The 16,004-nt window shown below is 55.4% G+C and carries 16 protein-coding genes; 6 read left to right on the forward strand and 10 right to left on the reverse strand.

Going from position 1 to position 16,004, the window contains the following annotated elements:
- Positions 1-163: 163 nt before the first annotated feature.
- Complete coding sequence (locus tag ABWO67_RS14235) at positions 164-391, forward strand: hypothetical protein (RefSeq protein WP_353152616.1); 228 nt, start codon at positions 164-166, stop codon at positions 389-391.
- 2 nt (positions 392-393) lie between these two features.
- Entirely contained in the window at positions 394-1,851 is a 1,458-nt protein-coding gene (gene cls / locus ABWO67_RS14240) for a cardiolipin synthase (RefSeq protein WP_353152618.1), read from the forward strand.
- A gap of 32 nt (positions 1,852-1,883) precedes the next feature.
- On the opposite strand, the gene ABWO67_RS14245 is transcribed toward cls, so the two are convergent.
- The 5 genes from ABWO67_RS14245 to ABWO67_RS14265 form a co-directional block, all read right to left on the reverse strand.
- Positions 1,884-2,810 carry a Bug family tripartite tricarboxylate transporter substrate binding protein gene (locus ABWO67_RS14245; protein ID WP_353152645.1) on the reverse strand — a complete coding sequence of 309 codons (927 nt, stop codon included), beginning with the start codon at positions 2,808-2,810 and terminating at the stop codon, positions 1,884-1,886.
- Between the two features lie 131 nt (positions 2,811-2,941).
- Positions 2,942-4,468 (reverse strand): malonate--CoA ligase, encoded by a 1,527-nt coding sequence (locus ABWO67_RS14250; protein WP_353152620.1) that lies wholly within the window; start codon positions 4,466-4,468, stop codon positions 2,942-2,944.
- Between the two features lies 1 nt (position 4,469).
- Positions 4,470-5,282, reverse strand: coding sequence for an enoyl-CoA hydratase/isomerase family protein (locus tag ABWO67_RS14255; protein WP_353152622.1), 813 nt, complete (start codon positions 5,280-5,282; stop codon positions 4,470-4,472).
- A complete protein-coding gene (locus ABWO67_RS14260; protein ID WP_353152624.1) occupies positions 5,273-6,565 on the reverse strand; it encodes a malonyl-CoA decarboxylase domain-containing protein in 1,293 nt (430 codons plus the stop codon). Before ABWO67_RS14260 ends, ABWO67_RS14255 begins: the two co-directional genes overlap by 10 nt.
- Positions 6,562-7,278 (reverse strand): GntR family transcriptional regulator, encoded by a 717-nt coding sequence (locus ABWO67_RS14265; protein WP_353152626.1) that lies wholly within the window; start codon positions 7,276-7,278, stop codon positions 6,562-6,564. The genes ABWO67_RS14260 and ABWO67_RS14265 overlap by 4 nt, the downstream gene beginning before the upstream one ends.
- A gap of 197 nt (positions 7,279-7,475) precedes the next feature.
- Between ABWO67_RS14265 and ABWO67_RS14270 the strand changes: the two genes are divergently transcribed.
- Both ABWO67_RS14270 and ABWO67_RS14275 read left to right on the forward strand, forming a co-directional pair.
- On the forward strand, positions 7,476-7,943 hold the full coding sequence (locus tag ABWO67_RS14270; protein ID WP_353152628.1) for a MarR family winged helix-turn-helix transcriptional regulator: 468 nt from the start codon (positions 7,476-7,478) through the stop codon (positions 7,941-7,943).
- Positions 7,940-9,880, forward strand: a complete 1,941-nt coding sequence (locus ABWO67_RS14275) for an FUSC family protein (protein WP_353152630.1) — start codon at positions 7,940-7,942, stop codon at positions 9,878-9,880. Before ABWO67_RS14270 ends, ABWO67_RS14275 begins: the two co-directional genes overlap by 4 nt.
- A gap of 18 nt (positions 9,881-9,898) precedes the next feature.
- Here ABWO67_RS14275 and ABWO67_RS14280 read toward each other — a convergent pair whose 3' ends face one another.
- Complete coding sequence (locus ABWO67_RS14280; protein WP_353152632.1) at positions 9,899-11,101, reverse strand: MFS transporter; 1,203 nt, start codon at positions 11,099-11,101, stop codon at positions 9,899-9,901.
- Between the two features lie 101 nt (positions 11,102-11,202).
- Between ABWO67_RS14280 and ABWO67_RS14285 the strand changes: the two genes are divergently transcribed.
- Together ABWO67_RS14285 and ABWO67_RS14290 are read left to right on the forward strand one after the other, a co-directional pair.
- Positions 11,203-12,102 (forward strand): LysR substrate-binding domain-containing protein, encoded by a 900-nt coding sequence (locus ABWO67_RS14285; protein ID WP_353152634.1) that lies wholly within the window; start codon positions 11,203-11,205, stop codon positions 12,100-12,102.
- A gap of 83 nt (positions 12,103-12,185) precedes the next feature.
- Positions 12,186-12,605 (forward strand): GNAT family acetyltransferase, encoded by a 420-nt coding sequence (locus tag ABWO67_RS14290; protein ID WP_353152636.1) that lies wholly within the window; start codon positions 12,186-12,188, stop codon positions 12,603-12,605.
- 3 nt (positions 12,606-12,608) lie between these two features.
- Here ABWO67_RS14290 and ABWO67_RS14295 read toward each other — a convergent pair whose 3' ends face one another.
- From ABWO67_RS14295 to ABWO67_RS14310, 4 genes are all read right to left on the reverse strand, one after another.
- A complete protein-coding gene (locus tag ABWO67_RS14295; RefSeq protein ID WP_353152638.1) occupies positions 12,609-13,574 on the reverse strand; it encodes a Bug family tripartite tricarboxylate transporter substrate binding protein in 966 nt (321 codons plus the stop codon).
- 48 nt (positions 13,575-13,622) lie between these two features.
- Positions 13,623-14,501, reverse strand: a complete 879-nt coding sequence (locus ABWO67_RS14300) for an isocitrate lyase/PEP mutase family protein (RefSeq protein ID WP_353152640.1) — start codon at positions 14,499-14,501, stop codon at positions 13,623-13,625.
- A gap of 52 nt (positions 14,502-14,553) precedes the next feature.
- Positions 14,554-15,165 (reverse strand): 3-isopropylmalate dehydratase small subunit, encoded by a 612-nt coding sequence (leuD, locus tag ABWO67_RS14305; RefSeq protein ID WP_353152642.1) that lies wholly within the window; start codon positions 15,163-15,165, stop codon positions 14,554-14,556.
- A partial coding sequence (locus ABWO67_RS14310) for an aconitase family protein (protein WP_353152644.1) occupies positions 15,162-16,004 on the reverse strand: 843 nt, incomplete at its 5' end. The genes ABWO67_RS14310 and leuD, both read right to left, overlap by 4 nt.

Genomic DNA, 16,004 nt, shown 5'->3' on the forward strand with positions numbered 1-16,004 from the left:
AGTCCCGGATTGTGATTCCGGTTGTCGTGGGTTCGAGCCCCATCGGTCACCCCAAGCTGCTTTTCTATCACAGGCGCCAGCCTGTCGACATTCTGTCCTGCTTCTGGACAAAAAACCTGATCCCTTTCATACTCTGCGCGCCTGCAACGATTATCATCATGCAATGACGTCTGATCTTACTATTCTTGACTGGTCAAATGCACCCCACGACTGGAACTGGGCTGCGCAAGACGAAGACGGTCGATGGTTTTGGTACGGTGTAAAACCAATACTGGGTATTGGCGGCGGTATCTGGCGCGCGCCTTCACGCGCCCAAGCCTATGCCTTTCAAGCCTCTCCCAACCCCCTGTGGTATGAAAGCCTCCAGGAACGTCCCTCAGGGGCAGGATAAACATGGCCTCAGTGCATTATTTCTTTCTGGAATATTGGCCGCATCTTGCGTTTATCTTAAGCTTAGCCGTGGGCGGCACAGCGGCGATTCATGCCGCCATGACCAAGAACGATGTACGGGCTGCCATAGGCTGGGTAGGCATCATCATGATGTCGCCGCTGCTAGGCCCTTTCATCTACTTGGTAGCCGGCATCAATCGCATACGTCACGACCATATTTCCGAACAGCGCAATAAAAATCTGAAAGACTATTCGGGTGCTCAGGACGCACCCCTGGCCGACGTCACCGATGTCGCCGGGCCGCAATTCCAATCGCTAAGGGTGCTGGGCGACCGCATCAGCCGCTTCCCCTTGCGCGATGGCAATCATATTCAGACACTGGTGGGCGGTGACCAAGCCTACCCGGCCATGATCACCGCTATTCAAAACGCCAAGAAGTCGATCGCGCTGCAGACCTATATTTTCGACAACGACATCGAAGGCCGAAAAATCGTCGACGCATTGGTACAGGCCAAGGAACGAGGCGTCGAGATACGCGTGCTCATCGACGCGATAGGCTCCAAGTACTCCCGCCCCCAGATTATTCGCCTGCTGCGAAAAAAAGGCATTCCCTGCGCCTTGTTCATGACCAATCCGCTGGGATTCCTGCGCATGCCCTACGCGAACTTGCGCAGTCACCGAAAAATTCTAGTGGTAGACGGTCATATTGGCTTTACCGGCGGCATGAACATCCGGGCCGGCTTCGTCTCGGCAGTCGCCGGTTCAGACATGTCCAGCGACACGCACTTTCGCGTTGAAGGGCCTGTTGTACTGCAACTTGTCTCGGTATTCGCGCACGACTGGGAGTTCACCACCAAAGAAGCGCTTGGCTTTGAAACCTGGTGCAGCACCGACTGGGAGGCTGCCGAACCGCAAGTGCCTGCGCGCTGCATTCGCTCCGGGCCCGACCGCTACATGGCGGCAACGCACAACATGTTATTGGGAGCGTGCGCTGTGGCGCAGCGCCATATCCGCATACAGTCGCCTTATTTCCTGCCGGATCAGATTCTGCTGGGCGCCATCAATACAGCGGCACGCCGGGGTATCGTCGTCGACATCGTCATTCCTGGGCGCAACAACCTGCGCCTGGTCAATTACGCCATGACGGCCCAGCTGGATGAGGTAATCCGCAACGGTTGCCGAGTCTGGCGCGTCAATGACAACTTCAACCATTCTAAATTGATTACGATCGACGGCTCGTGGTCTTACGTGGGCTCATCGAACCTGGATCCACGCAGCTTACGCCTGAATTTCGAACTGGATATGGAAGTCTACAGTCGCGATACGGCTCGCGAAATCGAAGCCTTGATAGACAGCGAAATCGCCAAAGCCGATGCCGTAACGCTTCAAGGGCTGGCGCAAATCCCTTTTCGCAAACGGTTGCGCAATCGGGTCATTTGGCTTGCCAGCCCTTATTTGTAGAACACAGGCCGGTGCCGGCCTGCGGCAGATCTTTATTGTGGCTTTACGCCCGCCTCTTTGACAACACCCGCCCAACGCGTAATTTCGCTATCGACAAACTTGCCGAAATCCGCCCCGGTAAGATTGGGCGTTGCGCTGCCGTTGCTTAGCCAGAGTTCTTTGACCTTGGGCGCATTCAAGGCTTTGGTCAGCTCGGCCGCCATTTTGTCCACTATGTCTGCGGGTGTGCCTGCTGGCGCCCACATTGCATACCAGGTTGACACCTCGTATTCGGGAACACCTGCCTCGGCCGCTGTAGGAACGTCAGGAAATGAGGGAGACCGCTGCGCCGCAGCCACAGCCAGCGGCCGGATGCTGCCAGAACGTATGTGCGACGCCGATGAACCCAAGCCGTCGAAAGCCATATCGACCTGACCAGTGATTAGGCCGGTAAGCATAGGGCCAGCGCCTTGATAGGGAACGTGGGTGATATCGACCCCAGTCTTCAAGGCGAATAGTTCTCCAGCCAAATGGTGGGTGCTGCCGATACCCGCCGAGCCAAAGTTGATTTGCCCAGGATTGGCCTTGGCCCGCTCTATGAGCTCTTTGACGCTTTTGACCGGTAGCTTAGTGGCATTGACCACGATAACTTGCGGCGGTTGCGCCAATAGCGCTACCGGAGCGAAGTCCTTCTGGATATCGTAGCTAAGCTTTTTATAGATGGATGGCGCCACGACGTGATGCGCGCCTCCCATGAAAAAAGTATAGCCGTCCGGCGCCGCACGCGCAGCCACGCCTGCCCCCAAGGTGCCGCCCGCGCCACCTTTGTTGTCAATGACTACGCTTTTGCCCAACTGTTCGCCCAATTGATGCGCGAGTGGCCGGGCAAAGGTGTCGGTACCACCGCCGGCAGGAAATGGTACGACGATAGTAATGGGACGCTCCGGCCATGCCGCCTGCACGTTCGCGCCAATGGCCATCGCCGACAATGCAAATGCGGCTGCAGCCGAATAAAAAGCCTGCTTTTTCATGATGTCTCCTCTTGTGATTTTTCTATCAACTTTTATACGGGTTTTTTACTACTACACCTCTACACTTCTACACATCCGAACTACGAGTATTGCGTACGGAGTATGTTCTTTTGTACCTTGCCCATGGTATTGCGCGGCAACTGGTCTACTACATAAATATGCTTGGGCACCTTGAAGTTAGCCATTCTGGTCTTCATGTCCGCGATCATGGCCGCTGCATCCAGCGAGGCGCCAGCCTTGGGCACCACCACAGCCACAACGGCTTCTCCGAAATCAGGATGTGCAACGCCGATAACGGCCGACTCATCAACCCCCGGCATATCATCGATCAAAAGCTCAATTTCCTTGGGATAAATATTGAAGCCGCCGGAAATAATTAAGTCTTTGCTCCGCCCCACTATAGATAAATAATTGGCCGGCGCCGAATCGCCGCCCCACCGTCCCACATCGCCAGTGCGGAACCAACCATCGGCGGTGAACTCTTCACGAGTTTTTTCCGGCATGCGCCAATAGCCCGAAAACACATTAGGACCACGCACCTGTACGTTGCCGATCTCACCGACCCCAAGTTCGGTTTCGGTATCATCGACGACCCGCACCATCACGCCTGGCAAAGGCTGGCCCACCGTTCCGCCGACACGCTCACCCAACGCCGTATCATAGGGATTGGACGTCAGCATAATGGTCTCGCTCATTCCGTAGCGCTCCAGAATGGGCTGGCCGATACGCGCCTTGAACGCCTCGAAAGTTTCGGTCAAAAGCGGGGCTGACCCCGAAATGAACAAACGCATGCGGCTGCATAATTCGCGCGTAAAACGGGCATCATTGAGCAGCCGCACATAATAAGTGGGCACGCCCATCAAGACTGTGCATTGCGGCAAATAATGCAAAGCCTTTTCAATATCCAGCTTGGGCAGCCAGATCATGCGAGCCCCCGCCAGCAATGCACCATGCGAAGCGACAAACAAGCCATGCACATGAAAAATAGGCAGCATGTGCAGCAATACATCATCAGGGCGCCAACCCCAGTATTTATTAAGCACTTCGGCATTGGACGAAAGGTTGCGATGAGATAGCATTGCCCCCTTGCTGCGTCCTGTGGTGCCAGACGTATAAAGTATTGCCGCCAAATCGTCGGGCAGGCTTTGCACGGTATCGAATTCCGCGGACTGGCTGGCCGCGGCCAGAGCCAGGCTGCCGCTGCCGTCCTCGTCCAGCGTATAGACATGCGCCGTACCGGTCTTGTCAGCCAGCCTGCTGATCCATTCCTGATTTTTGCTGTCGCACACCACCACAGCCGGCTCGGCATCTGTCAAAAAATAATCGACTTCCGATTCGCGGTAGGCCGTATTCAGGGGCAAGTACACCAGCCCTGCGCGAATGCTGGCCAAGTACAACATCAGAGCTTCGGGCGACTTTTCCACTTGCACGGCAATGCGTGAGCCCGCAGGAAGATCCAGCGCGTGCAATAAATTGGCGAATCTCCCACTAAGCTCTTCGATGTCGTTCCAGCTATAAGAGCGCTCGGGTGTCTCAATCGCTATGGCGCTACGGTCTGCGGGAAAGCCCTTCGCGAGCAAAGCATATAAGTTGGCATTGCCATCCACATTAATCTCCTGAAAATTCCGGCTCTTGGCCGGCCAGAAACGCCCTCACACCTTCAAGGTGATCACGGCTTTCAGCATAGTTAAAAAAAGCTCCAAGCTCGGACTCGGACAAAGGAGCAGAATGCGCGCACAAGCGCGCCACTGTCTGTTTGTTGATGCGAGCCGCCATTGGCGCCCCACGCGCCAGTTTGCGCGCAGTTCGCATCACATCGCCTGCCACTTGGTCGTCTGGCAACACCCGCGTCAATAAACCCTTGGACAAGGCTTCAGCTGCGCCGAAGACACGGCCCTCAAGCAGAATTTCCAGAGTGGTCGCCCTGCCCACCAAAGCCAAGAGGCCGCGCATTTCGTCGGGCGCCATAGGAAAGCCCAGGCGATTGATAGGAACGCCGAAACGGGATGAGTTGCCGGCAATACGCAAGTCGCACTGGCTGGCGATTTCAAGCCCGCCTCCCACGCAAACACCATCGATTTGCGCCAATACCGGATGCACGCAAGCGGCTATTGCAGCAAGGGCCGGCGCCAGCACTTGCGTGTGATAATGCATGACACCAGCCAGATCGGCACGGGCCCGGGGAAATTCACGAATATCCGCACCGGCTGCAAAATTGCCGCCTTCGCCTCGCAACACAACGCAGCGCAGTGTTTTGTTATTGGAAAGCGTAGTAAAAATATCGGCCAACGCTTGCCACATTGCAATACTGATCGCATTCAACCGCCCCGGATGGCTCAGCGTTACGAAAGCAATTGCCCCATCGCACTCGACCAGTACCCGGCCGACTTCGGCACCCGAACCAGCGCTGTTTATAACCATCGTAGATTAAGTCCCGTCTTGGGTTTGCCGGCGGCCAATTGTGCCAGGTTGTCATCCAGCTGCTCCAGGTCATACAAATAATTGACCATGATGGCGCATGACTGAGCCATACCTTTCGTGGAAAGATCCGCGCCCCAATTAACGCGTTCAATTCGTGCACCATTGCCCAAATGGAACCGTGCCACCGGATCAACGGGCTGGCCATTTTTCATGCTTTTAAGATACAGGCCTGCCAGCCGCATGCCTGTGCGCTGTACGGACTCCGACGCTTTGCCGTTTGCGGCGGCCTGCAGCCGCTCGACCCACTTCAGACCTGCCGCCGGATCGCCCAAAGCCTGCTGCTTATCAGTCTTGTCGTTCAACAAGTTTTGCATAGCCTCGCCATCTTGCTTGCCCAGCCAGTCGGCAAAGCCCGGCATTGGCGACAGTGTGGCAAAAGACTTGAGTTTTGGCAGTTCTTTCAATAGCTCGTCGACGACCCGTTTAAGCAAAAAATTGCCAAAGCTGATGCCGCGCAAGCCCGGCTGCGTATTGGAAATGGAATAGAAAATGGCCCAGCGCGCTTTGTTCAAATCGGATGCCGGCACCTTGGGGTCAAGCAAAACCTGAACGTTATCCGCCATGTGCGTTGCAAAAGCCACCTCGACAAATATAAGCGGTACGTCATTCATGCGCGGATGAAAAAACGCATAGCAGCGTCGGTGGTCGGCGACCCTATGGCGCAATTCTTCCCATGAATGGATTTCATGCACTGCCTCGTACTGGATGAGCTTTTCCAGCAACGACGCAGGCGAATCCCAAGTAATAGGCCGCAGTTCGAGCATACCCACATCGAACCAACTGGACAGCAGCCCTTCAAGCTCGCGCTCAAGCACGGTCAGGCCTGCCACCTGATTGCGCCAGCGCAGCATGTCGGCTCGCAGTTCGACCAGCAGATGCAGGCTGTCGGCTTGCGCATATAAACGGCGAAACAAGCGCAAGCCCTGGTCGCCGCGCGGCTCGAGGCCGGCGCTGGCCTGAACCAGTGCGGCCAACAAGGCTCTACGTTCTTTACCGTCCGCAGCCATGTACCGCAGACTCCATTGTTTGGCCAGTCGGTTGGCCGCGACATCGGTCATGCGGGCAGAGAAAAGCGTCTGTGTTTCAGCGGGCACTGGCCAACGATCTCGTTCCAGCCACCGGCCCAGGCGAGCTATCAGCCCCTGGGTTTCATTGTTGTTTGGTTCGACAAGCTCAGCTTTGGCATTGGTTGTCGTCAGGTCCCTTGTGTCCGTCACCGTCATGATAAATCGAGCTCCTGTGGTTTGGAATGGGCAGATAAAGGCGTATCGGACTCATGTGCTGCTTGTGCTGTCAAAATGTGAAGCGCATCAAGCTGGCACATCAGATGCGTACGCGTCAGCGCCTCGGCGCTTTCCGGATCGCGCGCCTTGAGTGCCGAAAAAATCGCCATATGCTCGGCACAAGAGGCGTGGACACGCCCTGGCAACGTCAGGCTTTTATGGCGTGAGAGGCTCAGTACATGGCGCAGGTTATCGACCAGATCAGATAACCAATGATTATCGGCCAAGGCCTGGATAGCTTCGTGGATCAACGCATTCGTCGCGTAATACTTGTCAGTATCGCCAGCGGTGGCATGCATTTGCAACTGCTGGTGCAACGGTTCCAGCCGCTTGAGATCCTGATCACTGATTTTCCTTGCGGCCTCGTAGGCGCACCGCCCTTCCAGCATCGCCATCAGCGGGAAGATATCGTCAATGTCGCGCGCCGATAGCTCGTTGATGAAGCACCCCCGGCGCGGCTCCAGCCTTACCAAGCCTTCATTAGCCAACACTTTAAGCGCCTCGCGCAGCGGTGTACGGGAAATGCCCAGTTCCTTGGTCAGACTGACTTCATCTACCCAGGAACCCGCCGGCAGTTCGCATGACTGAATCATGGCGCGCAATCTATTAGCGACCTCCAGATACAACACCTGCTGAACAATACGAGTGCTCAATGCCATGCCTTTTGATGAGAACCATGATTAGTAATTCATAATTATGGCGATTTGCTGAAATTACGCAATAGGCCACTCCCTATAGTTATCCCTAAGGTAAACCACGGCGCTGACGAAAGGAACGATCTTTTTTATAGACATCGGCACAGTTTTATTTTTATAATTAGGACACTAACTATTTTAATCAAAACTAAATAATGCCTACCCCTCCTTTCTCATCGCGCGAACGATTTGGCGCCCAGTTTGTGGAACTGGCCCGACGCTGGCGCCGCGCCTTGGACCATAGCCTGGCGCAAACCGGACTGACCGACGCCACATGGGCACCGTTGGTGCGCCTGCACGAGTCAGGCGATGGCATACAACAGAAAGAGCTGGCGTTGCGAGTGGGGCTAAAAGAGCCCAGTCTGGTTCGGCTGCTGGACATTCTCGAGCACAGCCATCTAATCGAGCGGCGTGCCGACGATGCCGACCGTCGCGCCAAGCTGATATTCGTGACCACGGCCGGGCACGCTGTTGTCGCGCAAATTCGTCAGGTTTTGGCCCGTGTCGAGACAGAAATCCTGGTTGACCTGACAGATCAAGACATCGAAGCGATACTTCAGGCGTTCAGTCATATCGGAAAGCGCATTCAACCCATCCTGGATAACAAGGAGCAACTGGCATGAGCGCGGCCGAAACATTGTCCCGTTTCGGGTTTGATGCAGAGCGACTACGGTTCACCTTGCGTACGGCCCTGGCATGTTGCGCCGCCGTGCTGGTTGCATGGCTGATAGGACTGGAGCACCCGCATTGGGCAGGCATGACGGTGTGGGCGGGGTCGCTACCGATACGCAATCACATGCTGGAAAAAAGCTTTTTCCGTGTAATGGGAACCGTAAGCGGCACACTCGTCGGTGTATTGCTTGTGCTTGTGGCAGGCGATCAGCCATTTTGGCTGGTCACCGGCATGGCTGTATGGCTAGGTTTATGCGCAGGCATCGGCAACCTGCAGCGCAGTTTCACTTCATATGGCACGATGCTGGCAGGTTATTCTGCGGTCATGGTGGCCATGTTGGGCACGCCACATCCTGATCATATTCTCGGGTTGGGCGCCGACCGACTGCTGACGGCTTTACTCGGCGTGGGCGCCGCCCTGGCTGTGGGGTGGTTATTCGCCAGCCGGCAAACGCAAGAAGCCGTCACGCAACAGGTACAACACCTGTCCGGCAACATCCTGAACCACGTGGCGCAACGGCTGCGCAATCAACCCGCTCACCCAAGCGATTCCGTCCAGGCGCTGCTATCGGAAATCGCCGACATTGATGAACGGCTCGATACATTAGGCGCCGGATCCTTGCAGTCGCATCGCTCCATCCGGCCTCTGCGCACGCTCCTGTCGGCCCAGGTAGCAGCTTTGCTGTGGCTACAACGCGGCCAAATATTTCCTGCAGACCAGGCGTTAACGTTTCAGCTCACGCGTGCAGCCCAGGAACTACAAGACACAGCGACCACCGGGCAGGCAAGCCAGGCCTTGGAAGACGCCATTAATCTCTCGGTCTCTCGAACTTCATTGAACACCGTGCTAGTTCGGATGAAGGCGGCGCTGGATGCGTTATCAGCAAGCCCGGACGACGGCATCCAGCAAGCCGCCGGCACACAACGCGCCGTCATTCACCTGGATTGGGTAGGCGCCCGGCAAGCCATGATCCGCGCTGCTGTCACCCTCTTCCTTGTCGGGATGATCTGGGTGGCCACCGGATGGCAAGGCGGCCCCTATATGATGATAGGCACGGCAGTCATGATGACCATCTTCTCGGCGTTCGACAGCCCGGCCAGCATGATGAGCAGAGTTGTGTTCTGGGGTCAATTGCTGGGGGCGCTTACTGCACTGGCTTGCCTTTGGCTGGTTTGGCCATTTGCCACCAGCGAACTGGAATTGGTCATATTGATGATGCCGTTCATTCTCTTCGGCGGCTTGGTGGCGGGCTACCGCCGCACCATGGCTTGCAGCTATGATTTCAATATGATCATGCTTATCCTGCTGCAACCGGTTTACCCCCTGACCGCTACATTCGGCGATTCTCTGATCAACACCCTCGCCGTAATACTCGCACCGCTGACCGCCTTTGTTGCGTTCCGGTTCATCTACCCTTCTACGCCGAAAAGCCGCATGACAACCTTAATCGGCATGATGGTGCAAGAAGTACAAGACGCTGCCGCCGACCGCACGCCCATCACCCGCCACGAAATCCGTCGCGCACGGCTTTATCACCGCTTGATCAAACTGGTGCGCTGGATGGACAAGGCTGGCGAGCAAGGTATCTCGGCATTGGGCGGCAGCCTTGCCCTGCAGTCCCTGGGTACCGTTGCATTACGCGTTCAGGAATTGTTGCACGCCCCCGACATCACGCCAGGAACGACCCGTCGCCTGAAAGCTCTTCTTAGCCGGATGCGCAACATCAAGCAACACCCAGAACGCGTGATCCGCGCATTGAACCTTGCAGCCAGCCGTCTGGCCTACGAATCCCGCGGCGAGGCCGAATTACTACGCGAAGCAGCTTCTTTCATGGAAGCCAACGCGATGTTCTTCGCACATTTAAACACTACTGGCAGGAACACATAAATAACGAAACTACGGCGCTTAAGGCGATTCAGCAACACACAGCCGATGAGCAACGGACGCCGTGCCTTGCTTATCCAGCCGCCCCGAAAGCGTTGTCAGCCCTAGCGCACCCAGCACAACCAAAGCGCCAATCCAGGGCGTGGCCAATAGTCCCATGTGGGCGACTATCAATCCTCCTGCCCAGGCGCCACCGGCAATGCCCAGGTTGAACGCGGCGATATTCAGGCCGGAAGCCACATCGACAGCCTCGGGAGCATCACGCTGCGCCTGCTGGACCACATACACTTGCAATCCAGGCACATTGCCAAAAGCGACTGCCCCCCAAGCCAGTACCGTGATCACGGCCAGCCAGGCATTCGTAGCCGTAAATGTCAGCACAAACAGCACCAGAGCCAGCAACGCGAAAATCAGCTGCAACGCCCACACAGGCCCCTTCTTGTCGGCCAACCTGCCACCCCAAATATTGCCAAACGCCACCGACACGCCATATACCAGCATGACAAGCCCAACACTGGATGCCGAGAAACCGGCAACTTCCTGCAAGATCGGGGCAAGATAGGTAAAGGCGATAAAAGTGCCGCCGTAGCCCAGCGCAGTGATGGCATACACCAGCAGAAGACGGGGCTGCTTCAAGACCGCCAATTGCTTCAGCATGGATGCAGGCGGATTGTTCTTGATGTTATTGGGCACCAGGATCAAGCTACCTACAAAAGCGATGACGCCCAGCAAAGAAACGGCAAGAAAAGTAGTTTGCCAACCAAACATCTGACCAATGAAAGTTCCTAGCGGCACGCCGGTTACCAATGCAACCGTAAGACCACTGAACATAAGTGCTATCGCACTGGCCGCTTTATCTTTAGACACCAAACCAGTAGCTATCGTCGAGCCGATCGAGAAAAATACGCCATGAGCCAAACCCGTCAGCATGCGCGCCCCCATCAACGCCACATAGCCAGGCGCCATCCATGCCACCAGATTCCCCACCGTAAACAACGCCATCAATGCCAGCAACAGGAATTTGCGCGGTACACGGCTGGACATTGCGGTCAATACAGGCGCGCCGATCGCCACGCCCAAGGCATAAACACTGACCAGTAGTCCCGCAGACGGCACGGACACATCAAGACTGGCGGCTATCGTGGGAATAAGACCAACAATAACGAATTCGGTGGTTCCTATCGCGAAGGCGCTAAGTGTCAGCGCCCATAAGGCTAAAGGCATGATTTTCTCCGGTATGCAAAGTAGATGCCTTGCAGTGTGAGGCTTGCACGCACAGAGAAAAACCGGTGGGATTACAATACACCTTTGACCCGGAGTCAACAATGCTGCCGATCGACTCGCTGATTGCCTTCGTCGCAGTCAAGGATACAGGCTCATTCACCAGCGCCGCAGAACGCCTGGGTCAGACGCCTTCAGGTATAAGCCGCGCTGTTTCCCGCCTGGAATCGCAATTGGGCATGGCATTGATAACCCGCACCACACGAAGACTGGACCTGACTGAAGAAGGTGAATGGCTGCTCTTGCGCGCACGCAAGATACTTTCCGATCTACAAGATACCGAAGAACATCTGGTCGCCTGCTTTTTGCAGCCGTCCGGGACGGTCCGTGTCAATGCCGCCACACCGGTCCTTGATCACTTGCTGGCGCCGCTGGCGGCGGAACTCATGGACACCTACCCGCTATTGCGCCTGGAAATGATCAGCGGCGAAACCATTATCGATTTGATCGAGGAGCGCGCGGATATGGCCATCCGCATCGGCAACCTGGCGGACTCGACACTGAATGCGAGGCGCCTGGGAAGCAGCCGCCTCAGGCTGCTGGCATCACCCGAATACCTTGCCCAGCATGGAGAACCCAAAAAAACAGAGGATCTGGCCAGGCACCGTCTGATCGGCTTTACCGAGCCAGCCTCATTGAATATATGGCCGCTGACGCAAGAACAGGGTGAAGGCTTGCCCATACAGCCGGCCATTGCGGCCTCCAGCGGAGAGACTTTACGGCATCTGGCGCTAAACCATGCGGGTATCGCGTGCCTTGCAGACTTCCTCACCCATAACGATGTCGCCGACGGTCGGTTGGTACCCGTGTTGAATACATTGACACTGCCATGGAAACAGGCGGTTTGGGCCGTCTTCTACAAACAGGGGGCGCTGGCACCACGTGTCGCGGCGTTTGTGGATCTTCTGACGCTTCGGCTAAAAGATGGGATGCTGGAACCGTAGTCCAGCCAGCACCGCCGATCGCATGACATACTTAAGCCTCCAAGATGAATCGGTATTTCTGAACCACTACACTGACTCGCATTATGTACATACGTCCCTATCAAGCATCTGACGAAGACACGGTTATTGCTCTCTGGAACGAATGCGGCCTTACGCGCCCATGGAATAATCCGCACCGCGATATCGCACGCAAAATGACTGAACAGCCCGAGCTGTTTCTGGTCGTTGTTGATCAGCAAGAGGTCGTCGCCACTGCGATGATCGGCTTCGACGGCCATCGCGGCTGGGTTTACTACCTGGCTGTCGCGGCCAGTCATCGGCACCAATCAATTGGCCGAAAGCTCATGTCGGAAGCCGAGCACTTGTTGATGGAGCGCGGCTGCCCGAAGATCAGCCTTATGGTTCGGTCGTCCAACGTCAGCGTCATCGAGTTTTATCGAAAACTGGGCTACGCCCAGGATGACGTCGTCACCCTGGGACGCCGGCTTATACATGACACTTAGGTGCTAGCTGGCCTTGATATTGCCCTTCTCTGCAACCTCGGACCATTTCTTTTTCTCGTTCTCCAGGAAAACCTTGAAGTCCGAGGGCGCGTCCAAAGTCACGATGGCCCCCTGTTCTACCAATTGCTTGGCAATAACAGGATCTTGCGTTGCCTGACGCAAGCCTTCGTTTATTTTTTTGACAATATCGTCCGGCATTCCTTTAGGCCCAAACAGCCCGTACCAGCTTAACGACTCTACCTCGGGGAAGCCCGCCTGCTTGAACGTTATTGCCTCAGGAAAAACATCCAGTGGCTTATCGGCAGCAATACCGATCACTTTCAGCTTGCCCGACTTCACATGCGGCAATGAGGTAAGAACGCTCGTTATGCCTGATTCGACATGGCCGCCAATAATATCGACCATCAACGGCGAACCTCCCTTGTATGGAACCGGGATTGCTTTGATCCCAGCCTTCTGCCGTATCAGCTCGACTGTCAATTGAGTTTGACCTTCTGAGTACCCCATGCTGACGTCATCTTTCTTTCCCATTTTAAGAAAACCGTCAAGATCGGGGTACTTGCCTGTCTTGGAAACTACCAAAACCAAAGGCGATACAGCCAGACGAGTAATTGGGGTGAAGTCAGTGTCGGTATTGAATGGAACGCTTTTTGTAAGAATGGGGTTGATCACATGGGAACCCACCACCAGCATAATCTTGTATCCATCGGGACTTGCCCTGGCAATATCCGCAGAACCAATCACGCCATTGGCGCCCGGCTTGTTCTCCACGATGACTGATTGGCCCCATATTTCCGAGAGCTTGCTACCCACTAAGCGGGCAATGATATCGGTACCTCCCCCTGGCGAGTAAGGCACCATCAACGTCACCGCCTTCGATGGCCATTTCGAAGCGTCTTCGGCATGAACAGCCGGAGAACAAACAAGCAATGCCGCCGCAAGCGTAAAACAACCTTTAATCCAATTCATTTTTTCTTGTCTCCTGACAACCAACCCTATGAGGCAATTTGATAATTATTACTTCAGTTCCAAGCTTCTATACTTATCGTCAAAGTCCCACACTTTCTGAAAGCCAATCAATTTGCTGAAAGCCTCAAAGTCGTCGATCTCGTCATACCCAATCGAATCACCGGTATCTTTCAAGTGCGAATAGGCTTTGTGCAAGGCATGGCCCATGGCCAAGAAGCCCAGGCCAGGATGAATGGCAAGGGCAAAGCCCATGTCCTGTAATTCGCGCGCAGTGGGTTGAGGCGTTCGCCCGCCCTCGACAATGTTCGCTACCAAGGGCACATCAAAAGACTTGCCGATAACGGCCAGCTCGTCCATTGACTCGGGAGACTCGACAAAAAGAACATCGGCGCCAGCCGCCAGATACTGCTCGGCACGTTTCAGCGCCTCATCCAGGCCGTGTGTTGTTCTCGCATCGGTGCGGGCAATGATCAGGAAATCTTTCCTGTCGCCTCGCACATCGCTGGCGACCTTGATTTTGTTGACCATATCTTGCACAGGAATCACCTTGCGGCCCTTGGTATGACCGCATTTTTTCGGAAATTCCTGATCTTCCAGCTGAATGCCTGCAGCCCCGGCACGGATATACCCCTCAACGGTGTGAGCCACATTCAATAGGCCGCCATACCCAGTGTCGCCATCACAAATAATAGGGGTCGACGTCGCACCGCAAAAAGCGGCAACCCTATTCACCATATCGGTGTACGTGGCCAGCCCTGCATCTGGCAAGCCAAGGTACGACGCAACCGTGCCATAACCCGTCATATACAGGCAGTCGAAACCAAGCTGGTCAGCCACCTTTAAAGAGATCATGTCAAAAATACCCGGCGCAACAACCAACTTCTTCTGCGCAAACAGGTCTCCCAAGCTTTTTGAGTTTCCGGCCATGCCAATACTTCCTTGTTAAATAAGCACTACGTTAAAAGTGAAAAACAAACGCCTAGACCGCCATATACACCCATGGCCGTCTATCACTATCCTGCTTCTGAAATGCATCAATCTGCGCGTCGGCAGCCAGCGTCTGCGCAACATCGTCTTGTCCAAGCAACAGTGATTGCCGCTGCGTGTCGAGCATGCTGAAAGGGATCTTCCCGGTTGCCGCAGTCGTGACCGTACAAGTTTGCAGATCTACGGTGAGCACCTCGCCCAACTGGGCAACAGCCGCCAACTGCTCGACCTGAGCCCGGCCCAGCCTGATAGGCAGCAAGCCGTTTTGCAAACAGTTATTGAAAAAAATATCGCCAAAGCCAGGCGCAATAACGCAACGTATACCGAACTCCTGTATTGCCCAGACCGCCATTTCCCGGGAACTGCCGCAACCGAAGTTATCGCCGCCAATCAATATTTGCGCCGCCCGATAGGGCTCGATATTCAACACAAAACGCGGGTCGTCGGTCCCATCGGGCAGATAACGCCATGTCTCGAAAAGCCAACGAGAAAACTCGCCCCTTTTAAGCTGCGCAATCCGTTCAATCCGTATGATTTGATCCGTATCTATGTTGTCCCGCATCAAGGTCGCGGCATGGCCCTTGCAGATCGTAAATGGCATCATGGTTTCGGCTCCATCATCTCGGGGGAAGCAATCCTGCCCATCACTGCGCTCGCTGCTGCAATCGCCGGGCTTGCCAGATGCGTCAAGGCACCCGGCCCTTGCCGTCCCACAAAATTTCGATTTGAAGTGGATATACAGCGCTGGCCCGGCGCGACCATATCGCCATTCGCTCCCACACACATCGAGCACCCCGGTTCGCGCCATTCAAAGCCTGCATCGATAAAGACTTGATGCAGGCCTTCGCGTTCGGCCTGCTTCTTAACCTGCGATGAGCCAGGGACCACCCAAGCCGTGACACCGGCAGCAATATGACGCCCCCTCAGCACGGCTGCCGCGGCCTGCAGATCGGAAATCCGACTATTGGTGCACGAGCCAATAAATACGCGATCAATCTTGATTCGATCGACACGTTGACCCGCCTGCAACTGCATGTATTCCAGCGCATTCGACAAGCTCAGGCGCTGCTTGGGATCTGGCTCCAGTGCCGGGTCAGGAACTATCCCATTGATAGCCACCACCTGCTCGGGACTGGTTCCCCATGTCACTTGTGGACTTATCTTGCTGATATCGACATCCACTTCCTTATCAAACACAGCATCGACATCGGACGCCAATTCTTTCCAATGTGCGATGGCTTGCTCCAATGCAATGCCCTTGGGCGAGAACTGTCGACCCTCCAAATAGCGAAACGTTGTTTCATCGGGAGCGATCATGCCGATTTTGGCGCCGAGTTCGATGGAAAGATTGCATAGCGTCAATCGCGCCTCCATGCCGAGCGCACGGATTGCAGGGCCTGCATACTCCACCGCATAGCCCGTAGCGGCAGAAGTTCCCAAGAC

The organism is Pollutimonas bauzanensis (assembly GCF_040393045.1).
GTDB lineage: Bacteria > Pseudomonadota > Gammaproteobacteria > Burkholderiales > Burkholderiaceae_B > Pollutimonas > Pollutimonas bauzanensis_A.

What these genes read in the sequence shown, in the direction of transcription:
- ABWO67_RS14235 (WP_353152616.1), top strand. Translation starts at nt 164, where the DNA reads ATGACGTCTGATCTTACTATTCTTGACTGGTCAAATGCACCCCACGAC.
- cls (WP_353152618.1), top strand. Translation starts at nt 394, where the DNA reads ATGGCCTCAGTGCATTATTTCTTTCTGGAATATTGGCCGCATCTTGCG.
- ABWO67_RS14245 (WP_353152645.1), bottom strand. Translation starts at nt 2,810, where the DNA reads ATGGCCATTGGCGCGAACGTGCAGGCGGCATGGCCGGAGCGTCCCATT.
- ABWO67_RS14255 (WP_353152622.1), bottom strand. Translation starts at nt 5,282, where the DNA reads ATGGTTATAAACAGCGCTGGTTCGGGTGCCGAAGTCGGCCGGGTACTG.
- ABWO67_RS14260 (WP_353152624.1), bottom strand. Translation starts at nt 6,565, where the DNA reads ATGACGGTGACGGACACAAGGGACCTGACGACAACCAATGCCAAAGCT.
- ABWO67_RS14270 (WP_353152628.1), top strand. Translation starts at nt 7,476, where the DNA reads ATGCCTACCCCTCCTTTCTCATCGCGCGAACGATTTGGCGCCCAGTTT.
- ABWO67_RS14275 (WP_353152630.1), top strand. Translation starts at nt 7,940, where the DNA reads ATGAGCGCGGCCGAAACATTGTCCCGTTTCGGGTTTGATGCAGAGCGA.
- ABWO67_RS14280 (WP_353152632.1), bottom strand. Translation starts at nt 11,101, where the DNA reads ATGCCTTTAGCCTTATGGGCGCTGACACTTAGCGCCTTCGCGATAGGA.
- ABWO67_RS14285 (WP_353152634.1), top strand. Translation starts at nt 11,203, where the DNA reads ATGCTGCCGATCGACTCGCTGATTGCCTTCGTCGCAGTCAAGGATACA.
- ABWO67_RS14290 (WP_353152636.1), top strand. Translation starts at nt 12,186, where the DNA reads ATGTACATACGTCCCTATCAAGCATCTGACGAAGACACGGTTATTGCT.
- ABWO67_RS14295 (WP_353152638.1), bottom strand. Translation starts at nt 13,574, where the DNA reads ATGAATTGGATTAAAGGTTGTTTTACGCTTGCGGCGGCATTGCTTGTT.
- ABWO67_RS14300 (WP_353152640.1), bottom strand. Translation starts at nt 14,501, where the DNA reads ATGGCCGGAAACTCAAAAAGCTTGGGAGACCTGTTTGCGCAGAAGAAG.
- leuD (WP_353152642.1), bottom strand. Translation starts at nt 15,165, where the DNA reads ATGATGCCATTTACGATCTGCAAGGGCCATGCCGCGACCTTGATGCGG.